The following is an 11,815-nucleotide window of genomic DNA, read 5'->3' as shown; positions in this document are numbered from 1 at the left end:
TTGAAGTCCGGTTATGGCCCATGTTGTAGGGATTATCTCACTTCGATAGGGCTTGGTTAAGTCCGACAGGCTGCTAGGCCATGCCAAGGGGTTTGGCCAACGTAGGCCATTTGCTCGATCAGATGGGCCATGGGGTTACTCCTTTGGGAATCTGGAAATGGGATTATCGGCGCTCTCGTCTTCGGGCTCAGATTCTTTGCTGAAGGAGTGGCCGCACTCCAGGCAGCGGTAGTTATCGAGCACCTGCTCATCCAGCACGTCGCCCAGGATGATGCCAGCGGAGACACCAGTAACTCCTCCAAGCAAACCGCCGATCACCGCACCACCGATGCCGCTCACCGGGCCAGCCACGGCACCAACCATCGCGCCAGTTCGAGCGCCTGCAATGGCAGACGCATAGCCGCCATAAACGCCGGCTGCCGCGCCGACGACACCAGCGGCTTTCTTGCCATAATTGTTCTTGCCAATCCGTTCGGACAGGCACTTGGGGCATTGTTCGTTCATGGGGGAGATACCTCTGTGAATGGGAGGGAAGGCACCTTTGGTGCCTTGGTTCACAGAGGTGATATAGGTGTCAAATTATCTCGAATATGTATACTCCTCAACGCGGGTTCTGATTTTCTGGTGCCACGCCCCACCAATTTTGAATGGATAGGTAAGCGCCAAGACGCCTCAAGAAGAAATGCAGAGGCCTTAGTTTCTAGCGTTGACGACAAGGAATAGAGAGGAGGGACTGGTGTCGGACAGCATTAATTCTTACAGTGCCCCCGGCCCAATGGCTGGATATCTATACCAGGTGAGATTAGCCCTACTGTGGTCGATCCGGCAAAGTCGCCAAAAAGACTTTGTTGTAAGTATTGAAACACTCGACGACGTGAGCTTTACCGCAGATCAAGAGCCAATTTCAGTATTACAGGCAAAGCACTCTCTGCACGCTACCGCAACTCTTGGGGATCTCAGTTCCGACCTCTGGAAAACTCTGCGCATTTGGATGCTAGGCCAGTCCAGTGGCGAGGTTTCCAATCACACGAAACGTTTCCTTATAACTACCGCTTCGGTGAACCCAGGCACCGCATGTGCAGCATTGGGTATTGATGATCCACACCGCAACGTCCAAGAAGCTTCAAATCGTCTTAAGCATGCAGCGACGACATCTACAAATACGAACCTAAAGGAAACATTCAAGACATTCCTCGAACTGGACGACGTATCGAGAGAGAATCTGCTTAGCCATATTTACATCATTCCAGCTCAACCAAATGCAGAGTCAATTCAAAAAGACCTCCACTCCGAATTGTACTTTGTGTCAATGCATCATCAGGATTTGTCCGTCCAAATGCTAGAGGGATGGTGGTTCCATAGAGTCGTTCATGAATTGATTAACCACGGCCCAGGAATTCCTAGAGCAGAAATTGAAGCCAAAATATCGGACATTCAGGAGTCACTAAAACCGGATTCTCTACCAATCGACCAGGAAATCGACGAATTAATGGTCGCACTCGACCAACTACCAGAATTCGCAAGCCGGCCTTTTTACAAACAGGTCGAGTTGGTAGGCGGTAGCCAAGTGCGCATTCGCAATGCCATCACTAGCTATTTGAAGGCATTTCGACAACGCTCCGCTTGGACCCGTAATGATTTATTATTCGATGCTGATCTCGAGCAGTACGATCAATGGCTGTATGAAGAGTGGGAACTACAACACGCTCAAGTTTGCGACGAATTAGGGCCCGAGGCCACGGAAGAAGCCATGAAGAGCGCGGGCCGCGCAATTTTGAAGTGGGCAGAGGATGCCCCGATGCCTATTCGCTCAGGAGTCACCGTCCCTTGGGTATGCAGGGGATCGCTTCACATGCTAGCCGAAGAGCGTCGCTTGGGATGGCATCCCGACTTTAAAGAACGGTTGGAAGCCATCTTCGACCTCCCTGCAGAAGGAGGGGCGGCATGAACACTCGATATATGCGAACCATCGAACAACGCAACCTCCTGAATCCCGCGTTCTGTGCCGTAGTAGTCTGGCACATCGCCAGAGGTTATTGCACAGAAAGTAAAACGACCAACGATCCCCAAGCTCTACCCCTTGAGCTGGTGTTTGTCGGCGCTAGTTTTGTATTACGTGGACAAACTCGATCACAACTCCCGCTGACAACTAGAACCTCCCTGGCCACTTGGATAGCAGATCACCCAATGGATCGATCCGCTATAGCTAAGGGGGTATTAATACTTAGGCAATACATACGGGAGGCCATTTTACTTGGCGCGCAATACGGCCTCATATCGTTCACGGGCTCAGGGGTTGTCGCAGCAAATGCGTCCAAAAAGGCAATATCAAATTATCTCAGAACAACATCAAGCGACGAAGTCAGGGAATGCGCGCGACGCGCTGAGTTTGTAGGGCGGTGGCTATACAAAGGAGGAGCGCCGTCAACAGTGCTAGCAATGCTGGGAGTGAAAGCATGATTCAGATACGAGCAGTCGTTCTTTATAGCCATGATGAACGACAGCGGATAATTCCCTTCAAAATCGGGAAGGCTAACATTATTTCCGGTGACTCGCGCACAGGCAAATCTGCCATGCTGGGGATCATTGAATACTGCTTTGGCTCATCAACCTGCGATGTACCCGAAGGGAAGGTTAGACGTAACGTTTCTTGGTTTGGATTACTCCTACAAACTCAGCAAGGTCAAGCGTTTGTCGCTCGCCAAGTACCATTAGGCGAACGTAAATCAAATGAAGCCGTTTATATTGAGACTGGCCAAATCCTCGAGGTACCGCCAGTTTCCAGCCTAAGGCAGACGACTAATAGGGAAGGCTTGCGTGCCCTTTTAAACTCCTGGGTCGGACTTTCTGACTATTTACATGAACCTCCCCAAGGGCAGACGCGCGCACCTCTGGCTGCCACTATGAGCCACGCACTGACATACTGTTTACAGTCTCAAAATGAAATTGCGCAACGAAACCATCTGTTCCACGGATCACACGATCGATTCGTGGCTCAAGCAATCAAAGATACCTTGCCTTACTTTTTGGGTGCGGTATCCGACGACTACGTTGCGAAACGACAGCAACTGAAATTGGTTCGATCCGAGATTCGGCAAATCGAACGGAGACTTTCGGAGGCGGCTTCGATTAGCGGGGATGGAGGTGTCACTCGCGCAGATACTCTTTTGGAAGAAGCAAAAGCAGCGGGCCTAACATCCGTTAGTGGCAAAATCCCCTGGCACGAAAAGATCGAAATATTGCATCAGATTCAGAATCAGCAAATTCCCAACCCTCTTATTGAGATGAGCGACGAGGAAGAATTCCAGCGGCTAACCGCCGAACGTAGAGAATTACTTCAAGAACATCAGTCTCTGCGAGCTACGCTTGATCGAGCCAAAGCTTTCGAAGGCAGTTCGAAGGGTTTTTCAGTGGAGGCCAATGAACACGCTGCCCGGCTTAATGCCGTTTCTGTGTTTGGTGTAGACTCAGCAGGAAATTCATGTCCGCTGTGCTCACAGGAATTGCCCGCCGAATCTCTAACACCGAGCCTTGATGATCTTCGTGAAGCGCAGGAATACATTGCTGAACGCAGTGGAGCGATGGATTCAGCAACTCCCCGTATCGAATCGGCGATACAGGAGGTCGAAACTAAGCTCACTGAAGTTCGACAGAAGATCGACGATAATCGGACATTGTTAACAGCGCTCAAGAAATCAAATCAAAGACTGCAACTAGCATCGGACACAGATGCCCGGAGAGCTATGGTTGTGGGTCGCATCAGCCTGTACGTTGAGAATATTCCTGATGTGCCAGATCTGAGTGAGCAACAAGAGAGACTGAATGAATTAACCGACCTTCAACAAGAGCTCGAAGAAGCAGTTAGTGCGGATGTCATTCAACAAAAGCTCGATTCATGCCTCTCGAATATCAACCGCTTCCTTTCAGACTATGCATCAAAAGTAGATTTGGAATATTCAGACAGCCCTCTAAGACTTGACCCCAGAGCTTTGAGCGTAGTTGCAGATACAGCTGAACGACCAGTCCCAATGTCTGAGATTGGCAGCGGCGAGAACCATGTCGGATATCACATCGTTGCTCACTTGGCGCTGCACACTTGGTTCGTGACAAGAAAAAGACCCGTGCCCTCCTTTTTACTGCTTGATCAACCTTCACAGGCTCATTTCTCTCCAGACGCCACGCCTGGAGAAGGAGCAACACAAGAAAAAATTGATGCCGATAGACGCGCTGTCAAGCGCCTATACAGCTTGATCTTTGATGTCATCGACCAGCTCGACGGAAAACTTCAGGTCATCATCACTGACCACCCTGATTTTAATGATGACCCTAGATTCCAAGCCGCATTGCGAGAGCGTTGGCGAAATGGTGTAAAGTTGGTTCCCGAGGATTGGCCAAGAAACTGATCACTATTGCGTAAGGTAAACTACTTATCCATCAAATCACGGGTAAGTAGTCAAAGCCAATTAGCGCAAAAATAAATTAGGACACTACCGTTTTCGGACGCATCCTATTCGTTGTATAGATCAACCACCCTCTTGAACTGGCAGACACTGATCCAGGGGGTATAAATGGGGGTACAAATTAATCCCGTTTTTTACAAATTCCACAAAACCAATATGTTAGATTTTATTTAGAGTCCTGCCGGGGGTACCAAATTACCTTACACCCCCTCTCCGCTGCCCAGAAAGCTTTCACTCGAGAGCAGATCGCCAATACGCCTTACTTTGAGAAGACACATGGCCTTTCTCAGTACCAATCTGGATAACCGCTGCCTGAAGCTGAAGGGCAAGGTTGCGCTGGCCGCAGAGTCCCAGGCTCCGGATCATCCGCGTAATGCGCAAATGGTTATGCCCGCCTGCCTTTAGCCAGATATGGTCCCTCATATTCAGTTCTGGCTTGGCGCGGATGCCACCCTCAGTTCGCTGCAATGCCAGGAAATCCAGCATCATGTCGAGCGACTGTCTCTGCCTCTCCTGCAGCGCCTGATCTTCCTGGAAGGCTTTGATGGCGGTCACATCGAGTAGCGGGGCAAAACCATTGAAGCGCCCGGCCTCCGGGATGGGAAACAACCACTGCACGTAGTCGTGGGTGTGCTCCAGCCAGAAGTCGGACATCTGCCAGATCTCCTCAATGAGACGCCCACGATGATCTGGCGCGTCGTCTTTATAAAATGCGATAAGTTGCTCAGCATTAGTCACGATTCACTGTCCGCCTTATTGGTACCGCCGCCTGGTCAATTACGTCCCCGGCCTGGCGCCTGCTGTTTTCGGGCCACCGCACCGCGGGGAAGGCCCAGGATTGAAACGGCCTGTGCCGCCACTCCTTGAGATGAATTCAGTCTACGTAACTTCACAACCAAATCAAATCGTTTTAGTCGTTATAATCGTCTCGGCATAACGATATTGACGTTACTGAGTTTGTGCACTAAACTTAAAAAATTCCTGAAGCAGGAGAAGGCAACGTGGAGATTCACTTTACGATTAAGGGATCCGATGACGAGGTCCTGAGTTTTTTCGAGCGCTTTGTGGGCGAAGCAAGGGCCGAAGCGCTGGTTCAGGCTCTGGATGAGGCAGGCGCGATTTCCCGCGAAGAGTTGGCTGAAGATCCGATCTACGAGTTGCTGGATCAGGTCAGCTGGAAGACCTACTACCTGTGTCACATTCTGTTAGTCGAGGATCTACCTGATGGGGAGGGGAACTACAGCCTGCCCTACGACTACCTGGAGGCCACATGGCAATTGTCGGACCGAAGCATTGCATCCAGGATTGGTGGCAACGTCAAAATTGCCCAGCGCCTGGGCATCGATCCGATCCTGTCCATGCGCAAGCGACAAAACGCCCGCTATTGCATCCTTTCCCGAGAGGCTGCGGCTGTTCTGCAATATACCCTGACCGAATGGGATAAGTATTACCGCGAGTGGCTGGCTGAAGAAGGTCTTGATTACCCCGAGCATCAAATCTAACCCTGCAAGCTGCGTGCTGCCCGTTGCAACCTGCGTCAGCCAGCACCACCAACCCCTCACCGAGGTTCTTTCATTATGATCCAGTGGCCACCACACTCAAAAATAACCTGCTTCACAATGAGTGGAGAAGAGATCGCCAGGTCGAAGCGTAGCCGGTTGGATTTGGCGGACTCGCTAATGCTTCATTACTCTCACGCTGGTCCGAGAGTATGTGAAATCGAAGTGTCCACGAAATCCAACAAATGGACCACATGGAATTCAAAGAACGTCAAAAAAATTGAAGAGCATATTAAATACGATCTCGAATATGACGGCTATCAGGTCATACTCGAACGGGTGAGCAAACCCGGTAAAACCCTGTGCAGTAAGCCATTCACGTGGAAGCTTGAAATAGATGTTGAAACCCTCGATGACGATGCAGAACAACCTGCACCCAGGGTTCTCGTGGGCTCGCGATTCAAGGTAGCGAGGAGCGACGCCAAGGTTAAAACGATTCAGTCGCAGATCGAAAAGGTATTTGGGCTTCCCAAAGGCTGCGTGTGCCTGTTAACGCCCGAGAATAAAAAATCTAACCCCCGGTCATCCATTAAAAAGCTCCGACGGAAATGGAAAACCGGCTAACCAGTCTGTTGATCTGATACATAAATGTAGGCCTTGTCCACTTTCACAATAGGATGGGGACTGGAAACAACGACACCTACGACAACCGGAACTGCTCAATAGTCTTGCGCAATGTCTCTGCCATGGTCAGCAGGTCACCGGCAATGCGGGCGGTTTCCTGGGCATCGCTGGACGTCTGCTCTGCCGAGCGGCTGATCTCGATGACGTTCTGGTTGATGGAGTCCGAGACCTCGCTCTGCTCGTTGGCGGCGTTTTCCATTTGCTCGTTCAGGCCGGTGATTTCCCGAACCTCGGAGGCAATGGTCTGAAGTTCGTTTTCAACCTTGAGAATGGCATCAACCTGGTGTTGCGCCATTTCAGAAGCGTGGCGCATGGTGCCGACGCACGCGGCGACTTCTTTCTTCAGACCATCAATTGTACGGCGAATTTCCTCTGTTGAATCCTGGGTCCGGGAAGCCAGCGCCCGTACTTCATCGGCCACTACCGAGAATCCACGGCCCTGCTCACCTGCCCTGGCAGCTTCTATTGCCGCGTTCAACGCCAGCAGGTTGGTCTGGTCAGCGATCTCGGAGATCAGCTCGAGGCGATCCGCCATTTCCGTAGTGCGCTGATCGAGCTGTTCAATGCGGTGAGCGCCATCCTGCACCTCGGTATTGAGGGATTCGATGCCTGCAACTGCCTTACGCGCCAGGCCCTCACCTTCCTCAGCAGAACGTGCGGTATCAGCAGACTTGCGTGCCGTGGAGACGGCGTTCTCGCGGACCTGGACGGCTGAGGCAGCCATCTCCGTGGTAGCGCTGGCCACCTGGTCGGTATTGTCCTTCTGGGCCAGGACTTCGTGCTCAGTGGTATCTGCCTTCGCTGCAATCGTGCGGGCTGCGGACTCCACCTGGGCGGCGTTATCCATCACGGTATGCATGCTCTCGCGGATCTTGCTGACCATACGGTTGAACGCGCGGGAAACGGAGCCAATTTCGTCGTTGCGGGTCACCTCCAGCTCAAGGGAAAGATCCGAGTTGCGGGAGATTTCGTCCATGCGGTCGTGCAGTCGGCGCAGCCTTGAGAACACCAGCCGACCGAGGAAGACCGTGGTCAACAGGAAGATCACCACGAAAATCAGAACCTGGATGCCACCGTTCACCATCAATTGCCGGTGCAGACGCGCATCACTGGCCGCCAGGGAGTAGTCTACGCGAATGGCGCCAAGCACATCCCCTTCCTGCGCCTGGTGGCAACCAAGGCAATTAACCCCCTGATAATTCTCGCTGGCCACCACAGGCTCGATCATGGTGTAAACCCGACCCTGGTCGTTCTCGCTGTAGAGTTCAACCTTCTCACCGTCCAGTGCCTGCAGGTCTTCGGGCTGACGCTGTTGCTCGTCGGCATTGCCGGCACCGTACATGGCGTTCAGCTGGTCACTGCGGATCACGCGGACATCCAGCACATCCTCCGGCGCAGTGACCTTGTCACGAAGCACTTCCCGATTACCGATCGTACCGGTCACCATCATGGTATTCAGGCCATCAAAATAGGACTTGGCCAGGTTGTCCACGTACTTGTGACTGTACTCCTCCAGATGCGCCCGCTGTGACCAGGAACTGTAGGCCAGGGTAAACACCAGGATAACGATAAAGGCCATAGCCAGCGCGGTGAGCAGCAGGAAACGAATGGAGTATTGTTGTTTCATGGGGTTCCCGGGATCAGTGAGCAACTACAAAGAATGACGGCTGTATGGCGTAATACTTTATAGATCTGCGTCAATTTTTAACTGATCTGAGTCAGTTCAGAGCCTGCATACTCGATTTACGGCGGAAAGCACCGCCTCACACACCTCATCATGAGATAGCCCCGCTCCCTTCACCGTCACATCGGCGTAGCGGGTATACAGCGCAAAGCGCTCGTCAAACAGCTCGCCCAGGGACTGGTCAGGCCGCCGGGAAATGCCGCGCAGGCTGTAGTCACCTATGCGCTCGATGACGACATCCAGCGGTATATCCAGGAAAACCACGGTTCCGTCTGCCTTGAGGTGTTTCATGGCAGCATCGCTATAGACGGCACTGCCACCGGTACTGATGACATGCCCCTGGACATCAAGGTTCAGCAACACCTGTTCCTCGATTTTCCGCAACGCCTGGTAGCCGTCCTGGTCCACAATTTCCTGCAACGTGCGCCCCGCTTCCTGCTGGATGAGCAGGTCGGTATCCACAAAACCCAGGCCCAGTCGCTTCGCCACCAAGACCCCAACGGTACTCTTGCCACTGCCGGGCATACCGATAAACACAAGGTTCCCGGTCATCAACCTGCTACCCCCTCTTTCCGCTCAGCCGCACGGCAGGCGGCGGCGGTGAACAAGACATCCGTCGATGAATTCAGCGCGGTTTCGGTGGAATCCTGCACAACACTGATCACAAAGCCAATGGCCACCACCTGCATAGCCACCTCGGTTGAAATGCCGAACAAACTGGTGGCAAGCGGAATCAGCAACAAAGAACCACCAGCCACGCCAGAGACCCCGCAGGCGGCCAGCGCGGAGACAACACAAAGCAGGAGTGCTGTGGCAAAGTCCACCGGGATGCCCAGGGTATTGGCGGCAGCCAGGGTGATCACAGAAATGGTGATAGCAGCGCCCGCCATATTGATGGTCGCACCCAGCGGGATAGAAATAGTGTAGGTATCCGGGTCCAGCTCCAGCCGCTCGCAAAGCTCCAGGTTAACCGGAATATTGGCCGCAGAACTGCGAGTGAAGAAGGCGGTAATGGCGCTGCCCCGCAAGCAGGCAAAGACCAGCGGGAACGGATTCTGGCGGGTTTTCAGGAAGACGATCAGTGGATTGGTCACCAGCGCCACGAACAGCATGCAACCGACGATGACGGCCAGCAGCTGGCCATACTGCAACAGGGCGCCAAAACCGGTCTCGGCCAGGGTATTGGCAACAAGGCCGAGTATACCCAGTGGCGCAAAGCGGATAACAATGTGCACGATGCCGGAAACCGCATCGGACAGGTCGTTGAGCATCTTGCTGGTGGCATCGCTGGCCTGGCGCAGCATCATCCCAAGCCCCACGGCCCAGGCAAGGATGGCGATGAAGTTGGCTTCCATCAGCGCAGTCACCGGGTTGGTCACCACGCTCAGCAGCAGGTCCCTGAGGATCTCGATAATGCTGCCAGGTGGCTCACCACTGACCTCGGGCATGTCCAGCGTCAACTCTGTCGGAAAAACAAAACTGGCTGCAACTGCAACCAGCGCAGCAACCAGGGTACCCACAACATAAAGCACCAGCACTCCGCGGATATGAGTGGGCTGACCCTTCTCATGGGCGGCGATGGCGGCGGCCACAAGCACGAAAACCAGGATCGGGGCCACGGCCTTCAGGGCTGAAATAAACAATTGGCCAAGAATGGAAAATGACCTGGCGGTCTCAGGCGATACCAGCGCCAGTATCACCCCGACAACGATACCGATCATGATCTGGGGAATCAGGCCCAGCTGCAGCAGGGGACGAAAAAGCTTGCTTGGTCCGATGGACATCAAAGGCTCCGGCTGAAAGGAGTGAACGGGCGGCGGAATTTACCATAAAAGCCGGATTAACGAGACCCGGGTTACCCGCAACCTGTATCCGCCAGGTGTCTACCCCGCACGTCTCTGACGATTCCGTTGTTACACCCCACTCTCACCATTACTATAGGCGTTATCTTTCGGCCCACGCTTTGCGGACAACAACCCTGCATGCCCATGGATGACCAAGCCCATCTGCGAACCCGCTCCTACCTGGTAGCCCGACACCAGCACCCCGCCTGGAAACTGCTGTCGGCAACCAGGGGACCGCTGGTGCTCAGCTGCCTTCAAACACTGCTGGATCAGAACCGGGAAGAAATCCTGTTCGAGGATGCCCAGCAAATGCTGACGGACATCCTGCGCGAGCACGCCAACAGCGATGACCTGGAACTGTCCACCGACGATCCGGCCGCCGATGCCCGGAAAGAACTGCGTTCCTGGATTCGCAAGGGTCTAATCGTCGAGCGCGACGGGCGGCTGATGGCCACCGATGCCCTGCAAAAAGCCCTGGTGTTCGTGGAGGGCCTGGACGAAAAAATCATGACGTCCACCGCCTCACGCCTGGCCACGGTACAGCGGGAAATTGAAAACCTGGAAACCCGTCTCAACCCGAATGCCCAAAGCCGTGCCGACCATATACGGCGCAAGATCAAAGACCTGGAGCACGAACTGGCTGAGGTGGAGGCCGGTCGCTTCAAGGTGCTGCAAGGCGCTGAAGCGGCAGAAGGCATCCGCGAAGTCTACAACCTCGCCACCAGCCTGCGGGCTGACTTCCGCCGGGTGGAAGACTCCTACCGGGAGGCGGACCGGCAGTTGCGCCAGTCCATCGTCAGCGAACAGCATCACCGGGGCGAAATCGTTGACCGTCTGCTGGACGGCCACGACACGCTGCTGGAAACCGCCGAGGGCAAGGTTTTCCACAACTTCAACGAGCAGCTCAGCCGGTCCACCGAGCTGGACAACATGAAACACCGGCTGCGAACCATCCTGAAGAATCCGGCAACCCGCCACGCCCTGTCCCGGCAGCAACAGGACGAGTTGCGCTGGCTGGTCATCCGTCTGATCCAGGAATCCGCTGCCGTTATCCGCGCCCGGGCCCGCAGCGAAAAAGACGTCAAAGGCTTCCTCAAAACTGGGCTCGCCGCCGAGAACCACAGGGTGGGCGAACTGCTCAATGGCATACTGAACACCGCTCTTAACATCGACTGGTCCAGCCATAAGGTCCGCAAGGGCGACACACCCTTGCCTCCGGTCGCCGTGGCGGTTTCCAGTCTGCCACTGGTTGAGCGCCTGCGGTTCAAGTCCGCCACAGAAGAGCAGGCACAAGGGCTGGAACTGACTGATCAGGGCGTTAACCTCGAAGAGGTCGACGAAGAGTTCTGGCGTGCCTTCGATGGCCTCGACCGGGAAGCCCTGTACCAGGAGACGGTGGAACTGCTGAAAGTCACCGACCGCCCCATGAGCATCGGCGACCTGGCTACTCACCTGCCACCCACCCACGACCTGGAAACCATCGCCCTGTGGCTCGCCATGGCCCGTGAGGCAGAAGTGGAAATCGCCGACGACCGGGAAGCCGTGGAAATCACCGACAACAACGGACACAAACTGCGCTTCCACGTGCCGCAACTAAGGCTGACCCGGCAAGCCGCCGAATCCATCGACTGGGAGCTGTAAACC

The 11,815-nt window shown here is 54.2% G+C and carries 11 protein-coding genes; 6 read left to right on the top strand and 5 right to left on the bottom strand.

The genetic code is table 11. From position 1 onward, the window contains the following. Window positions 1-135: 135 nt before the first annotated feature. Window positions 136-504 (bottom strand): hypothetical protein, encoded by a 369-nt coding sequence (locus tag MLC59_RS12000; RefSeq protein WP_248234511.1) that lies wholly within the window; start codon window positions 502-504, stop codon window positions 136-138. A gap of 232 nt (window positions 505-736) precedes the next feature. On the opposite strand from MLC59_RS12000, the gene MLC59_RS11995 reads away from it, so the two are divergent. The 3 genes from MLC59_RS11995 to MLC59_RS11990 are packed head-to-tail and all read left to right on the top strand — an operon-like array spanning window position 737 to window position 4,403. Next, complete coding sequence (locus MLC59_RS11995) at window positions 737-1,948, top strand: ABC-three component system protein (protein ID WP_248234510.1); 1,212 nt, start codon at window positions 737-739, stop codon at window positions 1,946-1,948. Further along, a complete protein-coding gene (locus tag MLC59_RS20140) occupies window positions 1,945-2,460 on the top strand; it encodes a three component ABC system middle component (protein WP_427901723.1) in 516 nt (171 codons plus the stop codon). The genes MLC59_RS11995 and MLC59_RS20140 overlap by 4 nt, the downstream gene beginning before the upstream one ends. Further along, window positions 2,457-4,403, top strand: a complete 1,947-nt coding sequence (locus MLC59_RS11990) for a DUF3732 domain-containing protein (protein WP_248234509.1) — start codon at window positions 2,457-2,459, stop codon at window positions 4,401-4,403. The genes MLC59_RS20140 and MLC59_RS11990 overlap by 4 nt, the downstream gene beginning before the upstream one ends. A 288-nt stretch (window positions 4,404-4,691) precedes the next feature. On the opposite strand, the gene MLC59_RS11985 is transcribed toward MLC59_RS11990, so the two are convergent. Continuing rightward, window positions 4,692-5,198 (bottom strand): opioid growth factor receptor-related protein, encoded by a 507-nt coding sequence (locus tag MLC59_RS11985; protein ID WP_248234508.1) that lies wholly within the window; start codon window positions 5,196-5,198, stop codon window positions 4,692-4,694. Window positions 5,199-5,461: 263 nt separating this feature from the next. Here MLC59_RS11985 and MLC59_RS11980 point away from each other — a divergent pair, with 263 nt between their 5' ends. Both MLC59_RS11980 and MLC59_RS11975 read left to right on the top strand, forming a co-directional pair. Continuing rightward, entirely contained in the window at window positions 5,462-5,962 is a 501-nt protein-coding gene (locus MLC59_RS11980; protein ID WP_248234507.1) for a hypothetical protein, read from the top strand. 177 nt (window positions 5,963-6,139) lie between these two features. Further along, window positions 6,140-6,583 (top strand): hypothetical protein, encoded by a 444-nt coding sequence (locus tag MLC59_RS11975; protein WP_248234505.1) that lies wholly within the window; start codon window positions 6,140-6,142, stop codon window positions 6,581-6,583. 76 nt (window positions 6,584-6,659) lie between these two features. Here MLC59_RS11975 and MLC59_RS11970 read toward each other — a convergent pair whose 3' ends face one another. The 3 genes from MLC59_RS11970 to sstT all read right to left on the bottom strand — a co-directional run bounded on the left by MLC59_RS11970 (window position 6,660) and on the right by sstT (window position 10,111). Further along, the gene (locus MLC59_RS11970) at window positions 6,660-8,270 is read right to left on the bottom strand and encodes a methyl-accepting chemotaxis protein (RefSeq protein ID WP_248234504.1); all 1,611 of its coding nucleotides are present in this window, start codon (window positions 8,268-8,270) and stop codon (window positions 6,660-6,662) included. 96 nt (window positions 8,271-8,366) lie between these two features. Next, entirely contained in the window at window positions 8,367-8,879 is a 513-nt protein-coding gene (locus tag MLC59_RS11965; protein ID WP_248234502.1) for a shikimate kinase, read from the bottom strand. After that, a complete protein-coding gene (gene sstT / locus MLC59_RS11960) occupies window positions 8,879-10,111 on the bottom strand; it encodes a serine/threonine transporter SstT (protein ID WP_248234501.1) in 1,233 nt (410 codons plus the stop codon). Before sstT ends, MLC59_RS11965 begins: the two co-directional genes overlap by 1 nt. 204 nt (window positions 10,112-10,315) lie before the next feature. On the opposite strand from sstT, the gene MLC59_RS11955 reads away from it, so the two are divergent. Next, window positions 10,316-11,812, top strand: coding sequence for a DUF3375 domain-containing protein (locus MLC59_RS11955; protein WP_427901724.1), 1,497 nt, complete (start codon window positions 10,316-10,318; stop codon window positions 11,810-11,812). Window positions 11,813-11,815 lie beyond the last annotated feature (3 nt).

The sequence above is a fragment of the Marinobacter bryozoorum genome (genome assembly GCF_023156245.1).
In the GTDB taxonomy this organism is placed as follows: domain Bacteria; phylum Pseudomonadota; class Gammaproteobacteria; order Pseudomonadales; family Oleiphilaceae; genus Marinobacter; species Marinobacter bryozoorum.
Note: the sequence above shows the minus strand (reverse complement) of the source record. Positions and strands in the feature narration are given on the sequence as shown.